The organism is Rhodococcus sp. 27YEA15, from assembly GCF_049739425.1.
Taxonomy (GTDB): domain Bacteria; phylum Actinomycetota; class Actinomycetes; order Mycobacteriales; family Mycobacteriaceae; genus Rhodococcus_F.
Window position 1 is genome coordinate 1,132,501 of record NZ_JBMHHW010000001.1, and the last position, 23,010, is coordinate 1,155,510.

The window sequence follows — 23,010 nt, forward strand, 5'->3', positions numbered from 1 at the left end:
GTGAACGCGCCCATGATGAATCAGGAGTACTAACTGCCCTGAAGCCGCGAGAAGACCTTCGGGTCTCGAGTTGGTGGATGCGTGGGACCTTTCCTGGTAGTAGTCAAGCGATGGGGTGACGCAGGAAGGTAGCTGGGCCGGTCAGTGGTAATACCGGTGTAAGCGTGTAGGGCGTGTCCTAGGTAAATCCGGGGCGCATACAAGCCTGAGACGTGATGCGTAGCCGATTGAGGCGAATTCAGTGATCCTATGCTGCCGAGAAAAGCCTCTAGCGAGCTTTCACACGGCCCGTACCCCAAACCGACACAGGTGGTCAGGTAGAGAATACTAAGGCGATCGAGATAACTATGGTTAAGGAACTCGGCAAAATGCCCCCGTAACTTCGGGAGAAGGGGGGCCTCGTCTGGTGACGGAATTTACTTCCTGAGCTGGGTGGGGCCGCAGAGACCAGTGAGAAGCGACTGTTTACTAAAAACACAGGTCCGTGCGAAGTCGTAAGACGATGTATACGGACTGACGCCTGCCCGGTGCTGGAAGGTTAAGAGGACCGGTTAGCTTTTCGGAGCGAAGCTGAGAATTTAAGCCCCAGTAAACGGCGGTGGTAACTATAACCATCCTAAGGTAGCGAAATTCCTTGTCGGGTAAGTTCCGACCTGCACGAATGGCGTAACGACTTCTCAGCTGTCTCAACCATAGACTCGGCGAAATTGCATTACGAGTAAAGATGCTCGTTACGCGCGGCAGGACGAAAAGACCCCGGGACCTTCACTACAGCTTGGTATTGGTGTTCGGTTCGGTTTGTGTAGGATAGGTGGGAGACTGTGAAACGGTGACGCCAGTTATCGTGGAGTCGTTGTTGAAATACCACTCTGATCGAATTGGACCTCTAACCTCGGACCATGATCTGGTTCAGGGACAGTGCCTGGTGGGTAGTTTAACTGGGGCGGTTGCCTCCCAAAATGTAACGGAGGCGCCCAAAGGTTCCCTCAGCCTGGTTGGCAATCAGGTGTCGAGTGCAAGTGCACAAGGGAGCTTGACTGTGAGACTGACAGGTCGAGCAGGGACGAAAGTCGGGACTAGTGATCCGGCACCGGCAAGTGGAAGCGGTGTCGCTCAACGGATAAAAGGTACCCCGGGGATAACAGGCTGATCTTCCCCAAGAGTCCATATCGACGGGATGGTTTGGCACCTCGATGTCGGCTCGTCGCATCCTGGGGCTGGAGTAGGTCCCAAGGGTTGGGCTGTTCGCCCATTAAAGCGGCACGCGAGCTGGGTTTAGAACGTCGTGAGACAGTTCGGTCTCTATCCGCCGCGCGCGTAAGAAACTTGAGGAAGGCTGTCCCTAGTACGAGAGGACCGGGACGGACGAACCTCTGGTGTGCCAGTTGTTCCACCAGGAGCACCGCTGGTTAGCTACGTTCGGAAGGGATAACCGCTGAAAGCATCTAAGCGGGAAGCCTGTTCCAAGATGAGGTTTCTCACCCCCTCGAGGGGGTAAGGCCCCCGGCAGACCACCGGGTTGATAGGCCAGAACTGGAAGTGCGGTAACGCATGCAGGTGACTGGTACTAATAGGCCGAGGACTTACCACAAAGAAGCTACGCGTCCACTGTGCGGTATCTGAAACAACACAGATACCCGATCACCGAACATGATGTTCGCACCCACCCCCCACCCCAGCTCACCGAGCCGGCCACAAGGGTGGATCCGAACATGGTGTCCGCTGATCGCGGTTATCGTCCACTGTGACAGTTTCATAGAGTTACGGCGGCCATAGCGAAGGGGAAACGCCCGGTCCCATTCCGAACCCGGAAGCTAAGCCCTTCAGCGCCGATGGTACTGCACTCGACAGGGTGTGGGAGAGTAGGACACCGCCGAACACACATTCAGTAAAGCCCCCCAACACAGTTGGGGGGCTTTACTCATTTCTGGTATTCGTATTTTCCACCGATTACCTTTCCGATAATGTTCGATCGCGTCGGCCTCGGGACTGTCCAAAAGTTCCTCGAAGAGCCGCGGTGGAATAAGCTGCTCGACATGGTGATTTCCCGTGGACCGAGTGCGTCGCATCTGCGACTCGTTCCGACGGAACCAGACCACGTCCGGGAAAAGGTCGTCGAGGTACCGGAACCGAAAGATCCTCGATCGAAAGGTCGCCGACGGCCGGCTCGTTACACCTTGCGGATAGAGCTCGGCGATTGTGCCGTGCCGATCTGGCGGCGGATCGTCGTCTCCTCGGATATGTACCTCGAGGATCTTCATTCGGTCGTCTGTCAGAGCGTGGGATGGTCCGGCACCCAGTCTCACAAGTGGTCGGTAGCTCACGACGGGCCCGACTGCGGGTACATCGGATTTCCAACGTCCGGCGACCGACTACCTCCGGGAACGAACGAGGTGATCGAAGCCGGTGTGCGGCTGGAGGACGTGCTATCGACGCCGGGCGACGAGCTGTTCCATCTGTACGGTCGATTGGCGAACTGGCGCCATACGATAACTCTCGAATTGCCGAGCGACAGCTTCGTCCACAGATTGCCGATATGTGTGGCGGGTGCGGGTGCATGTCCACCGGAGAACTGCCCAGGCCCGGGGGAGTTCGAACAACTGTTGGGTGTGCTGGCATCGGCACGTCTGCGTTCGGCGCAGTGGACGTTGGAGTGGATAGACACCACCTTCGACCCGACCCGGTTCTCGATCAGGGAGGCAAACGAGCGTCTGCCCGGCACGGGCCGAGTTCTTCCGGCACCACGCGGAACCGAACTGTCCGATCTGAACAATCTGATCGAGCGGCTGAATACCTCGGAAGAGCCCGGCCGGCCCGGATTTCGAAAGGTGTTCGACCAGGCCGAGATAGAGGTGCCGGGAGTCGAGGTGCCGCGAGGTGTCCCCGCCGATGTGATGACTGCGGGAACGGCGCGGCTGCGGTCGGTATTGACGCTGGTCGGCGCGAAAGGTTTGAGGGCTGACGACTTTTATTCTCTGGTCGACTCCCACCTCGACGAACCCGAATTGGGGGCCGTCAATCTACCGAAGGCGAAGTCGATGTTCGCGGTGTTACGCGGCTTCGGACTACTGCGAAAGTTCGACGGACGGGTAGCGCTGACCGAACGTGGTGCTCGCGCAATACATGACTGTGACGCTCTGTGGGGTGCGATGGTTGCCGGTATACCGGTATCGGCGGGCGGATGTAGGCGGGCTGCGGAGCTTCTCGTACTGCTGGCTGTCGCCGCCGGATTGGAACCGGCGGACAGGCATCGCTTCGTGTCGGGTGCAACCAGGACTATCCGGTCGGTGGAAGTCTCCGAAAGCGGATGGTCCACCTGGGAACGCAGTTATCCGACTGACCGCACCGCGGAAGTACTCGGATTGGTCGGCGCCACAGGTGTCGATCTTGGAAGGTTCGGCGCTACGTCGGATGCTCCGTGGGCCAAGTACCTGGCGCGCGCAGTTCTGCAGCGCTGATCACCGGGAGGTAGCCGGCGGCGCAAACCAGTCAAGGCTCGATCCGGGGTGGATCGAGCCTTGACTGGTTGTGATGGTCGATCAGATGTTGACGCCGTAATCACGGGCGATTCCGGCCAGGCCGGACGCGTAGCCCTGACCGACGGCGCGGAACTTCCACTCGCTGTTGTGGCGGTACAGCTCACCGAAGACCATGGCCGTTTCGGTGGACGCGTCCTCGGAGAGGTCGTAGCGAGCCAACTCGGAGCTGGTGACGAGGTCGACGACGCGAATGTAGGCGTTGGTGACCTGGCCGAAGGACTGCAGACGAGCGTCGGCATCGTGAATGGAGACCGGGAAGAAGATGTTGGTCACGTTCGGCGGTACCGCCGAGAGGTCGATGTTGATGACCTCGTCGTCGCCGTCGCCGTCGCCGGTCAGATTGTCGCCGGTGTGCTCGATGGAACCGTCGGGCGAGCGGAGGTTGTTGTAGAAGACGAAGTGCAGGTCGGACAGGACTCTGCGGTCGGCACCGGTGATCAGTGCGCTCGCATCGAGGTCGAAATCGGCACCGCTGGTGCTGCGTGCATCCCAGCCGAGGCCGACTGCGACCCTACTCAGGTTGGGTGCGGCCTTGGACAGAGATACGTTGCCGCCCTTGGCAAGTGTGACGCCCATCGAGGTTCCTCTCATTCGAACGAAGGTTTGTCTCTTCGTTCGGGGTGCTGATTGGTCGGTTCCGTATTCACACTACCGTGAGCGGGATGTGCGTTGCCGCAGAGCTGAGATCGTGGCGGTGTCGTTCGAATCGGATCGTCGCGGACCGGCCGAAAAGAGGGCGTGTTGTCGGATATCGGAGTGCTACGCCGAGTTCGCTTTCTGTTGGTCGTAGACACCCCGGGTCGACACCCGTGCTCGATTGACTAGTGTCGATGGTCGGAGACAGCGGTACCGAGGCGTCGGCGTCGACATCGTTCCGGGGAACAACGAGCGGAAGCGAGTAACCGATGAGTGCGCGAAATGCCGAGTATCCGCGTCCGAAACATTTCCTGGTCCATCTGAGCGATACACATCTGGTGGCCGAAGGTGAACTCTACGACGCGGTGGACGCGTCGAAGCGGCTGAGTCAGGTCCTCGACGGGCTCGTGGCATCCGGGGTCAAGCCTGATGCGTTGGTGTTCACCGGCGATCTGACCGATCAGGGAGATCGTGACGCGTACGCGACGCTCAAGGAGATTGTCGACCCGGTGGTCGAGGAACTCGGTACGCAGATCATCTGGGCGATGGGTAACCACGACGACCGTGGTCAACTCAGGTCGGTACTGCTCGGTGAGGCGCCGAGCGAACTTCCGCTCGATCGGGTCTACGACATCGACGGTCTTCGTCTCGTCACTGTGGATTCGACGGTGCCCGGTCAACATTACGGTGAGCTCAGTGACCACCAGTTGGACTGGCTACGAAGCGAATTGACCGTTCCAGCGCGGGACGGCACCATCGTGGCGATGCATCACCCGCCGGTGCCGTGTGTCCAGGACCTGGCGGTGTTGGTAGAGTTGCGTGAGCAGTCTCGATTGGCCGATGTGCTGCGGGGCAGCGACGTACGCGCGATTCTGGCCGGTCATCTGCATTTCTCGACGTCGGCGACGTTCGCCGGAATTCCGGTGTCGGTGGCATCGTCGACGTGCTACACCCAGGATCTCAATGTGGTGGTGGGCGGGCAGCGTGGCCGAGACGGTGCGCAAGGCTGCAATCTCGTTCACGTCTACGACGAGACGATCGTGCATTCGGTGGTTCCGCTCGGGGAGTACGCGTCGGTGGGCGAGCCGGTGGCCGCAGCGGAAGCCGAGCGTCGCTTGGCGCGCGCGGAGGTTCGAATCCTCGAGAGCGAAACTGTCAGCCGCACCAAAGTGTGAGGTCACGGACCGCTGAAGCCGCCACAGCGGTACCGGGACGATTGTCGGTGCGGTGTCCGAGCACTATCGTCGGGGAAGGTGCAGAGCTCCAGCGATCAAGGACCGGCTAGCTGGACGGCAACCCTTCATGCCGATGGGGTGCCCCGGAATCACACCTGGTGATGCGTGAGATCGCGCATCGCAAGCGGCAGTTGCGGTACGCGAGCATCGGCGATCTCGATGCGTTCACGACCGGTACTGTGCGCTCCCGAGTGGTACTCGAACAGGAGTAAATGCCGATGACATCCTCTCTTCCCCTCCATCTCGCCGTCGCGCTCGACGGTGCGGGCTGGCACCCAGCTGCGTGGCGAGAACCGAACTCACGCCCGACCGAACTGTTCTCCGCGCCGTACTGGACCGACCTGGTGGCTACGGCGGAACGGTCGCTGCTCGATTTCGTGACCATCGAGGACAGTCTCTCGGTGCCGTCGAATCCGCTCGAACCGCTCACCGACGTGGTCGACGAGGTTCGGGCCCGCCTCGACGCCCATCTGGTGGCGGCGAGAGTGGCGCCGGTCAGCAAGAACATCGGGCTCATTCCCACTGTCACCACCATCCACACCGAACCCTTCCACGTTTCCAAAGCCATCGCGACATTGGACTACACCTCTGGCGGGCGGGCAGGCTGGCAGGTCAAGGTATCGGCCTCGGCATCCGAATCGGCGCATTTCGGCCGCCGTTCCATCCCGGCATTGACCGAGCAGGAGCGCGAATCGATTCACGGTGGCACACTCCCGGACTTCGTGAAGGAACTGTTCGACGAGAGCGCCGAAGCGGTCGAGATCGTTCGCCGACTCTGGGACAGCTGGGAAGACGATGCCGAGATCAGGGACGTCGAGACACGACGATTCATCGATCGGGACAAGCTGCACTACATCAACTTCGAGGGTGAATATCTGTCCGTGCGAGGCCCGTCGATCACGCCGCGGCCGCCGCAGGGGCAGCCGGTGGTGACCGCGTTGGCTCATCAGCGCGTACCGTACGAGCTGGCCGCTCGATCGGCTGATCTGGTGTTCGTCACGCCCCGCGACGACGGGCAGGTCACCTCGATTCTCGCCGAGGTGCGCACCGCACAGGACAGTGTCGGACGCAGCGGCCCTGATCTTCAGGTTTACGCCGACATCGTGATCTTCCTGGACTCGGCAACGGAGACCGGGCGCGCGCGGCTGGAGAGGTTGAATGCGCTGTCCGGCAAGGAATACCACTCCGATGCGGTGATCTTCACCGGCTCGGCAGCCGAGCTTGCCGATCGGTTGTCCGAGTGGCAGGGCTTGGGGCTCGACGGATTCCGTCTGCGTCCGGGAGTGGCGGTCGACGATCTCGATGCGATCTCGTCCGATCTGATTCCACTGCTGCAACAGCGTGGAGCCTTCCGAACCGAGTACCCCCACACCAATCTGCGCGGCCTGCTCGGCCTCTCGACCGAGGTCCCCAACCGCTACGCCGCCGACACGTCGGCCGCCTGAACGAGGAGTGTCAGATCATGAGTTCTCAGCAGCGTAAGCAGGTTATTCTGGGCGCCTACCTCGGTGGGGTCAACCACCACACCGCGTGGTGGGATCCCAAGGCGGGAAGCCAGATCGAGTTCGAGTCGTTCGCGCACACCGCCCGCACCGCCGAGCGCGGAAAGTTCGACTTCTTCTTCCTCGCCGAAGGTTTGGCGCTTCGTGAACGGGCCGGCCAGATCTTCGACCAGGACATCATCGGACGCCCGGACACCTTCACCGTCCTCGCATCACTGGCGGCGGTGACGAAGCATCTCGGTCTGGCCGGGACCATCAACGCGACCTTCAACGAACCGTTCGAACTGGCACGCCAATTCGCCACGCTCGACCAGTTGTCCGGCGGCCGGGCGGCCTGGAACGTCGTGACGTCCTTCGATGCCTTCACCGGTGGGAACTTCCGTCGCGGTGGGTACCTCGATCATGCCAAGCGTTACGAGCGCGCAGCGGAAACCGTTGCGCTGATCCGCGAGCTGTGGGACTCGTGGAGCAGCGACGACATCGTTGCCGACAAGGAGTCCGGTCGATTCCTGGCACGTCCGGATGCCGGTGAATTCGCGCATCACGGCGACCAATTCGATGTCAGTGGCCGATTCACGGTTCCGCGCAGCCCGCAGGGGCGGCCGGTTCAGCTGCAAGCCGGTGTGTCGCCACAGGGCCGTGATTTCGCGGCGGCGAACGCGGACGCGATCTTCTCGCCGTACGGCAGTCTGCCCGAGGCATCGGACTTCTACCGTGACATCAAGGCGCGGGCCGTGGCAGCGGGCCGTGCACCCGAGGACATCAAGATCCTGCCGTCGGCGAGCTTCGTCATCGGGACGTCCGAGGCCGACGCCATCGAGAAGTACCGGGAAGTCCGCAATCAGCAGGTCACCGGTCAGACGGCCCGGATTCACCTCGAACAGATCTGGAATCGTGATCTCTCGGCTTACGATCCCGAGGGACCACTACCCGACATCGATCCCGATCCCGAAGCGCCGCCGATCATCCAGGGTAAGGCCTTCATCTACCAGGACAGGTTCGCCACCGTCGCCAAGTTGCGGGCCGTCGCGGAGAGCAAGAAGCTCACTCTGCGAGAGGTCGTCATCGACCAGTTCGAGCGCGGACCGATCGTCGGCACCGCTGCACAGGTGGCAGAAAAGATCGATTCCTTCGTCCAACAGGACGGCTCGGACGGCTTCATCATCGGCTCGCATCTCGTGCCCACCGGTCTGGACGAGTTCGTCGACGACGTGGTGCCGCTCCTGCAAGATCGTGGTGTTCTGCGCAGCGAGTACACGGGTACGACGTTGCGTGAGAATCTGGGCCTCGCCGTACCGGCCGAACGCGAACCGGCCGCAGTGCGGTAACCACAAGATCGAATCCGCTAGGGTCGTCCGAAAGGGCGGCCCCAGCGGCGTTTTCAGAGCTCCCAGGGTGCCGGGATCGGGTAGTAGGCGTCGAGGAATTCAGTGATCTTGCGGGTGCGCAGTTCCAGATCTATTTCCGGGGCGCTGCCGTCGTTGAGGCAGAAGAAATCCACGGATCGGTGTGCCAGCAGCCGATCCATTTCTCGAAGTCCGGCTTTGACGGTGGTGTCGACGTACCTGACCGAGGCCGACTTCTGCACCACGGAGCGCCCGCTGAGGAGGGTGTAGTAGTGATACAGCGAGTTGGTCACCGAGATGTTGGTGCTGGCCCGGAACGTACTGGCGGCGGTGGCCGCGAAATCGTCGGCGAATTCGCGTTCCATCTCGGCCATCACACTCTTGCGCAGTGGGGTAGCGGCGTGCTCGAGATGCCGGGTGGTCATCGATCCGAAACGTTCTTGCAGTAGTCGCCGGTTGACGCGCGCCGCGTTCTCGAAACCGCTGCGGTCGTTGTCGTTGTGGCCCAAACCGATTCGAGTGTCGGCTTCGATGAACATGCTGATCCCGCCGGGGGAGAAGAACATTTCGGGCCCGACGGCGCGGCCGAAGAACATGTCGTCGTTCGAGTACAGGAAATGCTCGGACAATCCCGGGATGTGGTGCAGTTGGCATTCGACAGCTTGGGAGTTGTGGGTGGGCAACACACTCGGATCGGCGAAGAACTCCTCGCTGGGCACGAACGTAACCCGCGGATCGTCCGCCAACCAGTCCGGCCGGGCCGAATCGGTGGCGACGAAGATACGGCGAATCCACGGTGCATACATGTGTACCGAGCGCAGCGCGTATTTGAGTTCGTCGATCTGGCGGAACCGGGCGTCGGATTCGTCGCCCTCACCGACTATGTAGTTCTGCATGCGGCGTGCTCGTTGCGCCTGAAATTCCTTGGAGGAGCCGTCCACCCACGAAAAGACGAGGTCGATGTCGAAGTCGACGTCGGAGGCATGAGCGGCGAACATGTTCTCGATGGTGGGCCAGATCTGCCCGAAGCGCTCGACGGTTCCGCGGACGGCTTCTTCGGGTCGTATCGTGCGCCGTGTCAGTGAGTTCTCGACCGGCAGGACTATGGACTCCTCGGTGATGGACCACAGTTCGATCTGAACGCCGATGTTCGCGCCGTAGTGCAATCCGCTCGCGACGTGGACACGGGGCCGGTACAGCCGGAAGATCCGGGCCTTGTTGGTCTGGGACAGTGCGCCGTCGGCGACCAGGACGGTCGCACTCTTCTTGGCGTCGACGGTCTTGGAATAGAAGGGCTCGTTCGAGCATCCGTCGACCAATGCGCGGCGCAGTAGTTTGCGCTCGGTCCAACTGACTGCGATGACCGGCCGTTCGTCGTTGCCGCGAACCAGCAGATACTCGATCCCGGCCGCATCGAGGAGTCCGCGCAAGAAGAGCAGGTCCTCGACCATCGCCTCCAACGGTGTCGTCGTGGTGATGGGCAGGGCGAAGCGGTTCTTGAACCGTACTGTCGAGGTGAGTTCACCCATGTGTGCCCGTACCGATGAGGACGGATGGGATACGTCGGCGGAGTCGTCGTGCTCCGGCGGAACCAGATAGACGTCAGACGAAACAGGCAATTGTGTAATGGGATGCCTTCCGGGAAGTAGCGACATCGGCGATCGGAAGATCCCGATTGCGACGTGTCCCCCGAGTCTAAGTCCTCGGAGCCGCCTGATGTGACCAGCCAGTAGTACTGCTGAGCTGCGGTACGGCTACTGATCCATCCGCCGCTGTCGGAGCGAATCACTACCCTGACGTACGGGGGGTGAGCGATGAAGCTCAGGTTCGTCATGATTGTCGTGTATTCAGGGGTGGTGGCCGCGGGTTGCGCGTCCGAAGGGGTCGACGGAACGCACCCGATACCGCTGCCGTCTACCAGTAGGGCGGCGTCGGAGTCTGTCGATGCGGATGCGTTTTACCTCGGCTACGGCAAACACGCATTCCGGTTGGACGGTGTCGCCGCAGGTTGCTGGTTCAATCCCAACACCGATACGTCACCGCACATGTTCTGCCTTGTGGATTTGCCTGCCACGAATCCGCCGATCACCGATCAGGACACCGGCATCGTGGCCCCGGCCAATTCGGTGATCATCGACGCGCTGACGGTGCGTGAAGCCGTCAACGTCGCCGAAGGAAGCCTGGTCGGACCGGTTCTGTTCGACGGTTCCACGCTCACCGTCGACAGCCTCTCGTGTACAGCCTTGTCCAGTCTGTCCATGTCGTGTACCGGTCCGGGCGGGCGGTTCACCTACGACGGAAAGGCCAGGACGGTCACCATCGTCGATACGACGTCCTCGACCGCCGGTGCGCAGCCTACGTCGTGAGAGTGGTCATCAGGATCTGGCGAACAGTGCCGGTTCGGTGCCCGGAATCTGGGCGATCTGCTCTCGGGCAAGGAGATGGCGGACATGCGCGGCGCCCTCGGACAGTGCCATCGACTTGCCGATCGGCGAGATGTCCCCCCATGGCTTGTACCACTTCATGCGGGCTGCGGCTTCCCAGACGGTCAACCGCTGATCGGTGAACTCGTCGAGGAGATGTTCGAGTCGTTCCTCGTGGTGTTCGATCAGTTCACCGGCTCGCCCGCCGACGTCGTCGATGGTGATTCCGTGTGCGCCCAGGCCACGGGTGATGTCCATCGCCTGCACGCGCCGCAACGAGTCGAGGAAGTCGGCCAGGTGATCGCGTTCCTCGAGGGGATAGACGAAATTGCCGACGTGTGGGGTGGTCTTCTGCAGGACGTGATCGCCGGTGAACATCACGTTGGCGTCGTCGAGGTAGAAGCACACGTGTCCGGGTGTGTGGCCCGGGGTGTAGACCACGCGCAGGGTGCGTCCGCTGAGGGCGATCCGCTCGTCGTCGCTCAGCGTTCGATCCGGTGCGGATTCGGGTCCGACCGGTGGCTCGCCGGCGGTGTCGGCGCGGAGAGCTTCGAGATCGGCGGACGGCGCTCCGGCCCGTTCGATGTTGTCGAGCTGGTTCGCCATCCACTCGTCGGTGCGCCGGGCCGTCATCTGCTCGAACATGTCGTGGTCGTCGTGGTGCATGGCGATCCAGGCTCCGGACGCTTCGCGCACCCGACCGCACAAGCCGGTGTGATCGGGGTGGAAATGAGTCAGGACCACACCTTCCACTTCGGTGACCGAATGCCCGATCTCCGCGAGCCCGGCGTTGAGGCCTTGCCAGCCGTTGTCGTCGCCCCAGCCGGCGTCCACCAGGATCAACCCGTTCGGGGACTCCATCGCGTAGACCATGGTGTGGCCGAGCGGATTGTCCGTGATGGGGACGGGGATCTGGAAGATGCCGTCACCGATGGCTGCCGCACCGCTCATGTCGAGTACCTCGTCGTGATCAGAAGAAATCAGTTATTGATACTCCATGTCTACCGTGCCCTCGTTTGGTCGCTCATTCAGGTCCTTGGTGTCCGGTGGTGGCGTACTTTTCGAGGCCACTTCGGATCGGCGGGAATTTATCGCTCCGGACGGCATGGCCGTCTCGAATATGTTGGGAGAGAAAGGCTTCAGTGCCACTGGGTTATAGGTCTGGTGGGCTGTGGGCTGATGTGCCGCTCGTGGGTCGCCGAGGCGAATTAGCCTCGCAGGGCAGGCGCACTGTGCGGTTCACGAGAAAGACGGGTCATGCGTTTTCAGGTACTGGACATCATCTTCAACCCACCCCACCCCGTGACCGGAGAGGAAGTGGCGCCCTCCGATCGACTCAACAGGGTGGTGGAACTCGCCGTCCTCGCGGAAGAGTTGGGTATCGACGCCTTTGCGGTGGGGGAGCGCCATGCCGGACCAGTCCTCTCGTCGGCCCCGACCGTCGTTCTGGGAGCCATCGCTCAGGCCACCGAGCGCATCTTGCTCTCGACCGGCGTCACCGTGCTCTCACTCCTCGACCCGATCCGGGTCGCCGAGGACTTCGGCACCCTCGACCAGCTCAGCCGTGGACGCATCGAAATCGTCATCGGCAAGGGCAACGAGGTGCTGCAGTACCCGCTGCTGGGGCTCGACATCAGCAAGCAGTACGAGTACCTGACCGAGAACTACGAGCTCCTCAAACTGCTGATCAGCGAAGAAAACGTCAAGTGGGTCGGCACACACCGGCCGTCACTCGAAGACGCGACCACCCTGCCCCGGCCCTTCGACGGACCGTTCCGCATCTGGCACGGATCGGCGACGTCGTTCGAGGCCGTGGAACTCGCAGCCAAGTGGGGCGATCCCATCGTCACCGCGAATGCGCTGCAGCCGCGCGAGAACTACAAGGTCCTCATCGACCACTACCGCGAGCAGTACCTCGCCCACGGCCACGACCCGGCGAAGGCGTACGTCGGTTCGGGCTCGGGTGGACTCTTTCTCGCGGACACCACGGAGCAGGCCGTCGAAGAATTCCGGCCCCTCTACGAGGGTGCGGTAGCGCAGTCCGACAAGCGCAAGCACGACCCCAAAGCGGTGGGCAAGACCACCAGCTTCCGCACCATCGAAGAAGCCGTCGATCGCGGGCCCGCTCTGGTCGGATCACCCGAGCGCGTGGCCGAGAAGATCCTCGACTACCACCAGAGCTACGGCCACGACCTCCAGTCCGTGTCGGTCAATCACGTGCTCGACTTCGAGGAGCAGAAGGACACCCTCCGCCGCTTCGCCGAGGAAGTCATCCCGCTGGTGAAGGCAGAAGTGTCCACCACACTGTGGAGCTCGAAGGACGAGGACGCGGGCCAAGGGATTCACCGCCGTCGACTGAACCGTCGAACCCGTCTCGCCAGTGGGGAGTGCCGGTACTGTAACCGAACGGAACCTGCAGTAACTTGATTACCGACGTTGCGGTCGGTTCTCGCTGCACCGGGTTTGTGAGGGGAGTGCTGCCGTGTCGCCGGGTGTTCACGCACTCTCCGCTGTCGAGCTGCGCGAAGAGCGGTGGGTCGACCTTCTTCCGTGGCTGGACGGGTACGTGTCCGACCGCGCAGAACTCCTCGAACCCCTCGCGCCGTCACCGGACTGGTGGTTCAGCGAATCGCCGTCGTTCACCGTGCTCGAAGTGGGCACCGAAAAGCTGCTCACGGAGCTGGCCGCCGTCTACATCGCGCAGCACGCGTCGGCGGTGCTTCGCGACAGCTTTCCCCTCGTCGAGACGGATCTGCCGCTTGCCGCCCTGGCCCTCGACACTCGCGCGGTCACCGCGCTGTCCAGACTGGTCACCGGTGACGTACTCGACGGGCTGCTGAGCCGTACCACCGCCGACATCTTCGGGGTGCGCGGAACCAGCGAGCAGTCCGTCCACGACATAGTTCACGCCCTGCTGACCTGCGCCGTCATGCGTGATCCCCGGTCGAGAATCGGGGACGGTGCCGACGTCGTCGAGTCCGCTGCCGTCACCGCCTTCGTTGACGATCTGACACAACTGGCAATGTGGCGTCGGGTGCGAGGACAGGACGCACGTCCGCTGGTCACCGTCGACATCGACGACGAATCTCCCGAGCAGATCCAGGTAGTCGCGTCGCGGATCTCGGCCCTCACAGCCGGCGATCTGCCGTCGACGAATCATTCCGACGCGATGGACGAGATCGACAACCTCTTCGCGCAGCTCGACGAGCGTGAATCCTTCGTACTGCGAGAACGCATCGTCGCGTCGGAGCCCCAGCGACGCGGAGCGGTCGGAGCGAAAATCGGGGTGGGTTCCGGCCGGATCGGGCAGATCGAAGCGGAGGTGAAGGAAAAACTCAACGAGGCCTGCGGTTTCGGCACGGCAGTGGGAAACCTGTTGGCAAGTCTGCGGGTCGAGATCCAGCCGGTGGCGTCACTGGATCGGCTTCTCGAGCTGCATCCGGAGATTGCTGCCGAAGTACCGGGATACGGTGTGCCGTTGTGGCTCGTTCTGGATCGGCTCGACGACTACTTCGAGGTCACCGACGGGTGGGCAGCCGCTCCGGGCGTCGCGGCGGCCAAGAAGCGAACCCAGACTCTCCTCGAGGATTTCGAATCACCCAACGGCGTCGTGGCGCTCTCGGATGTGGCCGACGCGGTGTCGATGGCGCTCGACGAGTTCGAAAAATGGCTTCGTTGGTGCGGCATTACCGTGGTGGCCGGATCGGCGTTGACGCGCACGCGACGGATCTCGGACCTGTTCGTCGGAGCGCTGGAAGCTCTCGGATCACCGAAGTCCGTGCCGGAGTTGGCAGCGCTGGTGAAATCCGATCGTAGTGAGCAGTCGATCCGGCGCGCACTCGAGTCGGACGAGCGCGTGGTGGCCGGCGGAGAACTTTGGTATCTCCAGGACTGGGCCGGTGCCGAAGCTGATGTGGTGGAAGGTGATACATCGGAGCCTGTAGCTCAGCCCGGCGAGTTCGGCGCCGACGGCACAGCGCGCCGTAAGCGGACTCGACTCACCGCAAAGCCCCCCGAGCACACGCGTCGCCTGTACCGATCGCTGAACGGCTGGCGGTTCCGCACCACGGTGACCTCGGAGCATCTGCGGGGTTCGAGCTTCGCGGTTCCGGCCGGAGTCGCGTCGGCGGCCGGATGCAACCGCGGCGAAATCCTCGAATTGGCGAGTCACCTCGGCGCGCAGGCGGTGCGGTGGACGGGTGCGCAACCGACCTTCGGAACCATCCGACGGTTCCTGCGCGAGTTGTCGGCGGTGGAGGGTGAGGACGTGTTCCTCGAACTATGGCAGGACGGGACCTTCCGAGTGGTGCGTCCGGTCGCTGTCCACTCCGACGCCGATCCGCTCCGGCAAGCCCTCGCCGAGGTGGGGAACCGTGAACCGCTCCGCACCGCCGAGCGCCACGTGGTGCGGGTGCTGGCCGAATCCGTGTGTCTGGTCGGCGAAGATCGGCCACGGAAGATATTGCGCGCGTTCGAAGATCGTGGCGAAGACCTGGTACTCGACCTGCTCGAGGCAGCGTGGGTGCGAGGCGAGGACAAGGACGACGGTAATGTCTGACAGCGCGCAGATCCGGGCCGCCGGAACCACGACCTTCGCAGCCGACGACTCCCTTGCCGGTGCCGTCGGTCTTCATCACTCCGTCCTGACTGCGCTGGCAGATCTCGTCGACAACAGCCTCGACGCCGGTGCCACCCACGTCCTGATCAGATTCGTCCAGGACGGAACCCGCATCGTCTCGCTGATGCTGATCGACGACGGCAGCGGGATGGATTCCGGGACAATCGATTCCGCGATGACCTACGGTCGCCGACGCGAGTACGGTGCCGGAGATCTGGGGCACTTCGGGGTGGGAATGAAGGCCGCGTCGCTGAGCCAAGCCCGAGTGTTGCGGGTGTGGTCGCGCGCCTCGGGTTCACCGACGCAAGGCCGCGAGATCGACTCGGCGTCGGAGCACGGGCGTCAAGGTGTCGCCATGATCGACGACGTGCACGCCGACGCCTTCTTCGGTGCCGTCAACCCGCGTTTCCCTTTCGAGACCGGCACCATCGTCGAATGGCGCGGTATCACAACCTTTCTCATGTCGGCGCAGGCAGACGAGCAGACCAGTTGGCTCGAACAGACGATCGGCGACGTGCGCAACCACCTCGGGGTGGTGTTCCATCGGCTGATCGAGTCCGGCCGGATAGCTCTGACCGTGGACGTCTTCGACGTTCAGGCCGGGCGGGCCGGGGCGCTGCGGAGTATCGGTGCGGTAGATCCGTTCGGCTATTCCCGGAGCGGAAGACCGGAATACCCTCGGACGCTGACAGTCTCGATCGGGGATGTCGATGTGGCGGCCACCGCTCACCTCTGGCCGGCGCGCAGCAATGCCCCGGAGTTCCGGCTGCACGGAGCGCCCGGCCGAGACCGGCAAGGTCTGTACTTCTATCGCCATGATCGGCTTCTGCAGATCGGTGGCTGGAACGCGATCGAACGAGGGCGTCCGGATTACGGACTCGCCCGCATCGCCGTCGATCTCGACGATCGAGTGCTTCCGCATGTCGTCATCAATCCGGAAAAGGCGGGAGTCACTCTCGACGCCACCGCAGCCGCAGCCTTCGATCAGGCGGTCTTCGACGACGGAGACGGCGGATTCCGCTCGTATCTCGTCGACGCCGAAAGTGCGGTGCGGGCGGCCCGCAGTCACCAGCCACGGCCGATCAGCGTCGTCGAACCCCGTTCCGGTCTACCCGAGGACGTGCTCGATTCCTTCACCGACGCTTTCGATTTCAGAGCCGGAGAAGACGCAGTCGCCGTCGGATGGCGGGCATTGGCGCGTGACCAGTTCTTCGAAGTGGATCTGAAATCCCGCACCCTGTGGATCAACGCGCGTTTCCGGCGGGACCTGCTCGGATACCGCAGCCTCGACACGACCGATGCGCCGGTCCTCAAGTCCTTGCTCTACCTCCTGGTCGGTGACATGTTCGAAGGAACCCGAATCAGTGCTCGTCAGAAGGACACGATGCAGGCGTGGCAGGAAGTGCTCGTCGCAGCGCTGGAAGCACACCGGGAGCGAGTGAGAAATGAGTGAAGACGTCTTCCGGGCAGTGGCCCGCGAACTCGGCGACGGCTTTCCGCCGGAGAACGTGCTGTTCCCGGTCAATGCCCGATTACGCGGAACCTATCCGGACGGGTTGACCGTCGCCGACATCGTGGAGGTCTTCCTCGACGAGAAGGCGGTATCAGTGCGGACCGCGCTGCGCTCGCGGTTGCGTCAGTGGGATGCGGAAAGCGTCGAGACGTGGACGGCAGGGACTGCGCCGCAGAGCGCCGAGCGTCGGACGCTGGTGTACGAACTGCTCGGATTCCCGGGGGAGACGCACGCCGAATTCGACGTGCAGTTCCCCCGCGAAGGCGGACCGGTGGTCATCGCGGCCCAGCAGCCGTGGGATCCCTGGTACACCTCGGACTGTCGTCGAGCGCACGACTTCTATTGGCGTGCCTACAAACGAGTTCTGGCAGAGAAGAACTGGGACGACGCGACCATCGACAAGCTCGACGTCGCCACCACCGAGGTGGTGCACCGGTTGGCCGATCCCACCCGCCCCGAGCCGTACCAGTCGAAGGGGCTCGTCGTCGGGTACGTCCAGAGCGGCAAGACGGCCAACTTCTCCGGAGTGGTGGCGAAGGCGATCGATGCCGGTTATCGGTTGGTCATCGTCCTCACCGGCACCATCGAAATTCTGCGCAGCCAGACCCAACGCCGCCTCGACATGGAACTGGTGGGACGACAGAACATCAGTGCAGGCGTCGACGACGACTACGCGAACGACGACGACTGGATCAACGGGGAAATTCCTCGAACACGAATCCGACCCCAACAAGACCAACGAGATACCGGCGATTCGTCGCCTGACCGGAAGCTCGAACGACTACAAGAGCCTGGCCCACGGATTGAGCAGTCTGCAATTCGAAATGCGCGATCATTCGCTGCCGCTGCATGATCCGAAGAATCTGTATCCCAGCAATATTCGCGTTGCCGTGGTCAAGAAGAACGTGTCGGTACTCAAGAAGCTGGTGGCGGACCTGAAAAAGGTGCCCACCGAACTCGATCAGATCCCGGCTCTGATCATCGACGACGAGGCGGACCAGGCCTCGGTTAATACGATCGACCCGAAGAAGACCACGAAAGAACAGATCGAACGCACCGCGATCAACGGGCAGATCGCGGAGATACTGGGCCTACTCACACGCGCCCAGTACATCGGTTACACCGCAACGCCGTTCGCCAACGTATTCGTCGATCCGGAGGACGGCGTCAACGTCTTTCCCTCGGACTTCATCGTCAGCCTCGAACGTCCCGGGCCGTACATGGGCGGGGCCGACTTCCACGATCTGGACGAGCTGGACGACGACGAGAAGACACCGGCGAACTCGAACGAGAAGGCCTACGTTCGTGATCTGCGGGCCGAATCCGACGAGGATCGCCGGGCCGAGCAGTTGCGTGCCCTCGACTCGTTCGTGCTGTCCGGGGCGATCAAACTGTTCCGGGAATCGAAGGGCGCCAAGCCGTACCGGCACCACACCATGCTCGTACACGAATCGGTGAAGCAAGCCGAACACGAAGCTGTCGCCGAAGATTTCAAGGCGCTGTGGACATCCGCCGGATACAGTCAGGCGAGCAGCCTCACGCGACTCGAGAACCTGTGGGCCGAGGACTTCGCGGTGGTCAGTGCGGTGCGCGGCAGCGATCAGCCCAATCCCGATTCGTTCGCCGACCTCGAGGAGTTCGTCGGTGCCGCCTACGACAAGATCTCCGAAGGCACCAGCCCGGTCATCATCGTGAACGGCGCGGCCGAGAAGGACTACGCGCAGGACTCCCTCGACTTCCAGGAGCGCGGGGTGTGGAAGATTCTCGTCGGCGGCACGAAACTCAGCCGTGGATTCACCGTCGAAGGGCTGACCGTCACTTACTACACCCGCCGCACCGGCATGGCCGACACTTTGATGCAGATGGGGCGCTGGTTCGGGTTCCGCCCCGGCTACCGGGATCTGGTGCGGCTGTTCATCGGTCGCAGCGTCGGCGGCCCGGCCGGTGCCGAGTACGACATGTACAAGGCCTTCGAGGCGATCGTGCGCGACGAAGAAGAGTTCCGGCGAGAGCTCACCCGGTTCAGCGGTCTCAACGACAAGGGCGAGCCGTGGGTCACCCCACGCGAGGTGCCGCCCATGGTGTTCCAGCAGTTGCCCTGGCTCAAGCCCACGGCACGGAACAAGATGTTCAACGCGGAGTTGGCGTACCGGGGAATGGGCGGTGAGAGTTTCAGCTTCACGATGCAGCCGCCGCGCGGGGACGGCTCCGACAACGCCCGACACTTCGCTGCCGTCGCGCCGTTGCTGACGTCCCTGAGCGAAGCAGGGACCTTCAACTTCCTCGACAAGGACGCCACGTCGAGGTCGTTCACCGCCCGCTACGGAATCGTCTCGGCCGCAGTGGTCTTGGATGCGGTCGATCAGTTCGTCTGGGCGACCGGGTGGGACTTCGGTCCGCACCGCGAGGCGATGGCGTCGGCGATCGACGCCGGTCTGCTCGAGGATTTCGCCGTTCTGTTGCCGCAACCGAAAATGCGGTTACCTCTCGAGATCAACGGGTGGCCCGAGAGATTGCCGATCGTCAACCGCAAGCGTCAGGAACGCGAGTACCGGACCGGCTTCACCGGCACCGCCGTGCGTGAGCGGGACGCCATCGAGCACATCGCCGGTAGCGAGAAGAAGAACGGCGGGCCCCTCGCGGCGTCGCTGTACCGCAAGACGCGCGGTGCGATGATTCTGGTGTTCGCGAACGATCCGTCGCCGCGCCAGAAGAAGCGGGCGCAAGTGGGGCCGGTGGACCCGCGCGAGTTCGCGACACTGTTCTCCTATGCCTTACCGCAGGCCTCGGAGCCGTTGGGGAGAATAGGTTTTCGAGTGAAGCAGTCCGGAGCAGGGGCGATAGTCGATGCACGATGAATATGGAGTTCTCGATGACAGGAACGGAATCTGATGGCTAAGACTATTGCGACCATCAACCTCAAAGGTGGCGTCGGCAAGACGACCATCACAGCAGGGTTGGCCGAGTTCATGTCGCTCGAGTTCGGGCAGCGGATACTGCTCATCGACCTGGACGCGCAGATCAACCTGACCACCATGATGATCAGCGAAGAGCACTGGCTGCGGCTGAACAAGGAAGGGTTGACCAGTGCGACCATCTTCCGCGACGCCGTCGACGGCACATCGAACTTCGACCTCGAGGCCACCATCCAGCGCGGCGTGTCCCCGGTCAAACATGTCACCGGAGTGGACCTGCTGCCGTCCTCACTCGATCTCATCGAACTCCAGGAAGAGATCAGCGCCCTGCGCGTCGCCGACCGTAGCTCCACCAGATCGGTCGAACTGCTGCGCAACGCCGTCGCGCCCGTGCTGCCGTACTACGACTACGTGCTGATCGACTGCCCACCCAATCTGGGGCCCATCACCTTGAACGGGTTGGCCATGGCCGACGGCTACGTGATCCCCACCATCCCGGACGTGCTGTCCACCTACGGCATTCCGCAGATTCAGACTCACATCGCGAAGTTCGGCAAGGAAATCGGGCGCGAGCTCTTCGAGCTCGGGCTGGTGATCACCAAGTACAAGTCCAACTCGGCAGTGCACCGCACCACCGTGCGCAACCTGAGGCGCGATCCCAACGTTCCGCACGTGTTGCCCGAGTACCTCGCGGAGTCCAACCAGATCGCGGCATCCGCCGAGTTTCATCCGTACGGCACCCTGAAGGTCAAGTACGGCAATGCAGGTCAGTTCGATCAGATGCGTGCCATCACGCAGAACATTCTCACGGAAGCGCAGGCGAAGCTATGAGTGCTGGTATCGATGAAGCGCGTCGTCGGGTGCAGGTACAGGAGAGCGGGGCGGCGCTCCTGAAGTTGGGCGCCACCAATGCTTCGGCGTCGGTGCTGCTGGCCAAGCTCGTTCAGGTGGTTGCCGAGGAAGCCGCGCGCACGCCTCGCTTCGCGAAGGCCATCGAAGACGCTTTCGCTGTTTCCGGTGCCGATTCCGCTGCTGTTGTTGCCCCCGCCGAACCTCGACCGGCTCCGCGTCGTCGAACCGCGGCACCGAAGGCGAAGCGGGAGCCGGGAGCCTTCGATCCCTTCGAGGTCTTCAAGACGGATGGTGAAGCTGCGCTGTTGGAGCGTCTTTCGGCTCTGGACACGGACGGCATCAAGGACATCATCGCCGAGCAGGAAATCGACACCCACAAGGAGACCGGCCGTAAGCGCAAGGTGGACGTACTTGCGCTGTGGACGGTCGAACGAGTGAAGGCTCTGACCTCGAAGGGCAACGCCTTCCGCTGATCCTGCGGTGGATACGAGCATCCCGATTCGATCCTGAACCTCCCGCAGTTGGGCCGCTCCAGATCTGTTGACAAGCCCAGCGTCGACGCGTATTTGATGCCGCCACCGTCGCTACGATCGGGTTTCTCGACGCGACCGAGGTCTATGACTGGCCGATAAGGTGAAGTCAGAAGAGCGTCAGCATTGCGTGCTCACCATGTTGCGCCTTCTGAACTCGCGCATTCCACCGGCGGACCAGCCACAGTTCGATCAGTTCAGGATGCGTCTGGGCCTTGGTCGCCCACGAGCGGAGCAGTTGGTTGTACCGGTGGTACCGACGCAAAGTGAAACTACTGACGGCAGGATCCTCCAACCAGCCCTCGTGCAGGAGAGTGGAGACACCGTGCTGATCGACGAGTTGGGATCGACCGTGGTCCTCGGATACCTCAGCCGCCCACATGAAGGCAGCGAGAAGTGAAACACCGACGCCCGGGGTGACCGGCCACCCCGACCACGTATCGCGATGGACAGTGGGGAGTCTACGATTCTTCAAGCAGTAATCCAGGGCTGACTTTATCGACTTGAGCGAATCCTCGCCTTCGGCTACCTGCGTGTTGAAGACGTCGGGGAATCGGCGAGCAAATCGGCGGCCCGAGTGAGCGCTCTGCCACGCCGCGCAGAGGAAGAGCAGACCGAGACCTTGGTGATCGGCCTCGACAAGCTCGCTGCCGCGACGAAGATCGTTGCGCTGCACAATCGCAAAGCCGGAGTCGACGATCTTTCCGTCGGCATCCCGGCCGTGGAGGCGTATCTCGTGCCCGGCTTCGTGGAGGTGGTGGTTCCACCAGTTCAGATCAACCTTCGCCCCGTCGTCGAGGACGTGCAGATCGTAACTGCGAGCCCGGCACCATTGGACACATGCCTCGGGCGGCTCGAATCCTTCGTCCTCGATCTGCATGCCGCGATACTGGCACATCCGGCCGACATATCGGTCGTAGCTCACCGGCGTGGTGAGCAGTTTGGACGTGATGTGTTCCCACCGTTGATGAATTGCGTGCTCAGAAGCGCATGTGAAAGACGGTTTCTTGAGCATTGCGGATGGTGTCGAATGTTTCGATACCAGGCCCCGACGTGAGGTGATGCAGTTCCTTACTGTGCGGACTGACGACGGGATCGATTCCATCAGCAAGCAGGGCGATGTTCGATTCCCCGTCGACGGAGACATTTCGATTGATGGATGCACAACGAGGTATTCGAGGGCTCCTTCGGCTGTCGATCAGCACTGTGCATCGCCGCGACGGTGCGGGTCACCCTACGAAGATGCAGTCGGCCCGGACGGATTTCTTCGTTACAAATGGAGCGGGGTGGACCCGGACCATCAGGACAATCGTGGTTTACGTGCGGCTATGGAACAGAAAGTGCCGCTGATCTGGTTCTTCGGGGTCGGCCCTGGGCAGTTTCAGCCTATCTTTCCCGTCTATCGCGTCGATGAGGAGGCCGAGCATCATCAGTTCGTCGTCGCTACCGAATTCGCTCGTGATCTTCATGTGAAGGATTCACCGGTCGAATCGCACCTGCGAAGGTGCCTGATCTCGGAAAAGAAGCGGCGACTGCATCAGCCGGTGTTCCGGGCCACGGTCATGCGTGCCTATGAAACCCGCTGCACTGACTGCGCTTTGGGGCACAGTTCGCTGCTCGATGCAGCCCATATCGTTCCTGACTCGGATGAAGCCGGTGTCGCATCAGTTCGAAATGGTTTGGCTATGTGCAGATTCATCATGTTGCCTTCGACGTGCACATCCTGGGAATCAGGCCGGATCTGGTCGTAGAGATCACACGGGATCTCTTGGAGGAGATCGACGGGCCGATGCTCGAATACGGACTCAAAGATCGGCACGGGAAGAAGCTCATGGTGACGCCTTCCCTTCGAGCGGAACGTCCTGATCCCGAATTGCTAGCGTTGAGTTATAGCCGGTTCA

The 23,010-nt window shown here is 62.3% G+C and carries 16 protein-coding genes, 2 rRNA genes, 1 pseudogene and 1 riboswitch (1 of these 20 only partly in view); of the genes and pseudogenes, 15 read left to right on the forward strand and 4 right to left on the reverse strand.

The features are described from left to right. From ABH922_RS05275 to ABH922_RS05285, 3 genes are all read left to right on the forward strand, one after another. Positions 1-1,591, forward strand: a 23S ribosomal RNA gene (locus ABH922_RS05275); it begins 1,542 nt to the left of the window's first position. Positions 1,592-1,762: 171 nt separating this feature from the next. Further along, positions 1,763-1,879 (forward strand): 5S ribosomal RNA (gene rrf / locus ABH922_RS05280). Between the two features lie 85 nt (positions 1,880-1,964). Beyond that, on the forward strand, positions 1,965-3,458 hold the full coding sequence (locus tag ABH922_RS05285; RefSeq protein ID WP_424805928.1) for a plasmid pRiA4b ORF-3 family protein: 1,494 nt from the start codon (positions 1,965-1,967) through the stop codon (positions 3,456-3,458). Between the two features lie 81 nt (positions 3,459-3,539). Here the strand turns inward: ABH922_RS05285 and ABH922_RS05290 are convergent, their stop codons facing one another. Continuing rightward, positions 3,540-4,115, reverse strand: coding sequence for a TerD family protein (locus ABH922_RS05290; RefSeq protein WP_424805929.1), 576 nt, complete (start codon positions 4,113-4,115; stop codon positions 3,540-3,542). Positions 4,116-4,444: 329 nt separating this feature from the next. Here ABH922_RS05290 and ABH922_RS05295 point away from each other — a divergent pair, with 329 nt between their 5' ends. The 3 genes from ABH922_RS05295 to ABH922_RS05305 all read left to right on the forward strand — a co-directional run bounded on the left by ABH922_RS05295 (position 4,445) and on the right by ABH922_RS05305 (position 8,240). Beyond that, positions 4,445-5,350, forward strand: coding sequence for a phosphodiesterase (locus tag ABH922_RS05295; RefSeq protein ID WP_424805930.1), 906 nt, complete (start codon positions 4,445-4,447; stop codon positions 5,348-5,350). A gap of 77 nt (positions 5,351-5,427) precedes the next feature. Continuing rightward, positions 5,428-5,543: riboswitch (SAM riboswitch) on the forward strand. A gap of 85 nt (positions 5,544-5,628) precedes the next feature. After that, the gene (locus ABH922_RS05300) at positions 5,629-6,855 is read left to right on the forward strand and encodes an LLM class flavin-dependent oxidoreductase (protein WP_424805931.1); all 1,227 of its coding nucleotides are present in this window, start codon (positions 5,629-5,631) and stop codon (positions 6,853-6,855) included. A 17-nt stretch (positions 6,856-6,872) separates the two neighbouring features. Then, on the forward strand, positions 6,873-8,240 hold the full coding sequence (locus tag ABH922_RS05305) for an NtaA/DmoA family FMN-dependent monooxygenase (RefSeq protein WP_424805932.1): 1,368 nt from the start codon (positions 6,873-6,875) through the stop codon (positions 8,238-8,240). A 53-nt stretch (positions 8,241-8,293) separates the two neighbouring features. Here ABH922_RS05305 and ABH922_RS05310 read toward each other — a convergent pair whose 3' ends face one another. Beyond that, positions 8,294-9,787, reverse strand: a complete 1,494-nt coding sequence (locus tag ABH922_RS05310) for a stealth family protein (protein ID WP_424809573.1) — start codon at positions 9,785-9,787, stop codon at positions 8,294-8,296. Between the two features lie 285 nt (positions 9,788-10,072). Between ABH922_RS05310 and ABH922_RS05315 the strand changes: the two genes are divergently transcribed. After that, positions 10,073-10,624 (forward strand): hypothetical protein, encoded by a 552-nt coding sequence (locus ABH922_RS05315; protein ID WP_424805933.1) that lies wholly within the window; start codon positions 10,073-10,075, stop codon positions 10,622-10,624. Between the two features lie 9 nt (positions 10,625-10,633). Here the strand turns inward: ABH922_RS05315 and ABH922_RS05320 are convergent, their stop codons facing one another. Further along, complete coding sequence (locus tag ABH922_RS05320) at positions 10,634-11,632, reverse strand: MBL fold metallo-hydrolase (RefSeq protein ID WP_424805934.1); 999 nt, start codon at positions 11,630-11,632, stop codon at positions 10,634-10,636. Between the two features lie 306 nt (positions 11,633-11,938). Between ABH922_RS05320 and ABH922_RS05325 the strand changes: the two are divergent. The 7 genes and pseudogenes from ABH922_RS05325 to ABH922_RS05355 all read left to right on the forward strand — a co-directional run bounded on the left by ABH922_RS05325 (position 11,939) and on the right by ABH922_RS05355 (position 21,052). Beyond that, positions 11,939-13,040, forward strand: a pseudogene (locus tag ABH922_RS05325) (LLM class flavin-dependent oxidoreductase). Positions 13,041-13,163: 123 nt separating this feature from the next. Further along, positions 13,164-15,239 (forward strand): hypothetical protein, encoded by a 2,076-nt coding sequence (locus ABH922_RS05330; RefSeq protein ID WP_424805935.1) that lies wholly within the window; start codon positions 13,164-13,166, stop codon positions 15,237-15,239. Then, positions 15,232-16,752, forward strand: coding sequence for an ATP-binding protein (locus tag ABH922_RS05335; protein WP_424805936.1), 1,521 nt, complete (start codon positions 15,232-15,234; stop codon positions 16,750-16,752). Before ABH922_RS05330 ends, ABH922_RS05335 begins: the two co-directional genes overlap by 8 nt. Further along, on the forward strand, positions 16,745-17,665 hold the full coding sequence (locus ABH922_RS05340; protein ID WP_424805937.1) for a hypothetical protein: 921 nt from the start codon (positions 16,745-16,747) through the stop codon (positions 17,663-17,665). The genes ABH922_RS05335 and ABH922_RS05340 overlap by 8 nt, the downstream gene beginning before the upstream one ends. Continuing rightward, entirely contained in the window at positions 17,637-19,670 is a 2,034-nt protein-coding gene (locus ABH922_RS05345) for a Z1 domain-containing protein (RefSeq protein WP_424805938.1), read from the forward strand. The genes ABH922_RS05340 and ABH922_RS05345 overlap by 29 nt, the downstream gene beginning before the upstream one ends. A 33-nt stretch (positions 19,671-19,703) precedes the next feature. Then, the gene (locus ABH922_RS05350; protein WP_424805939.1) at positions 19,704-20,558 is read left to right on the forward strand and encodes a ParA family protein; all 855 of its coding nucleotides are present in this window, start codon (positions 19,704-19,706) and stop codon (positions 20,556-20,558) included. Beyond that, positions 20,555-21,052, forward strand: coding sequence for a hypothetical protein (locus ABH922_RS05355; protein WP_424805940.1), 498 nt, complete (start codon positions 20,555-20,557; stop codon positions 21,050-21,052). The genes ABH922_RS05350 and ABH922_RS05355 overlap by 4 nt, the downstream gene beginning before the upstream one ends. A gap of 166 nt (positions 21,053-21,218) precedes the next feature. Here the strand turns inward: ABH922_RS05355 and ABH922_RS05360 are convergent, their stop codons facing one another. After that, positions 21,219-21,989: a hypothetical protein gene (locus tag ABH922_RS05360; RefSeq protein WP_424805941.1), complete on the reverse strand. Its 771-nt coding sequence runs from the start codon at positions 21,987-21,989 to the stop codon at positions 21,219-21,221. Positions 21,990-22,395: 406 nt separating this feature from the next. Between ABH922_RS05360 and ABH922_RS05365 the strand changes: the two genes are divergently transcribed. Next, complete coding sequence (locus ABH922_RS05365) at positions 22,396-22,860, forward strand: HNH endonuclease (RefSeq protein ID WP_424805942.1); 465 nt, start codon at positions 22,396-22,398, stop codon at positions 22,858-22,860. Positions 22,861-23,010: the final 150 nt, after the last annotated feature.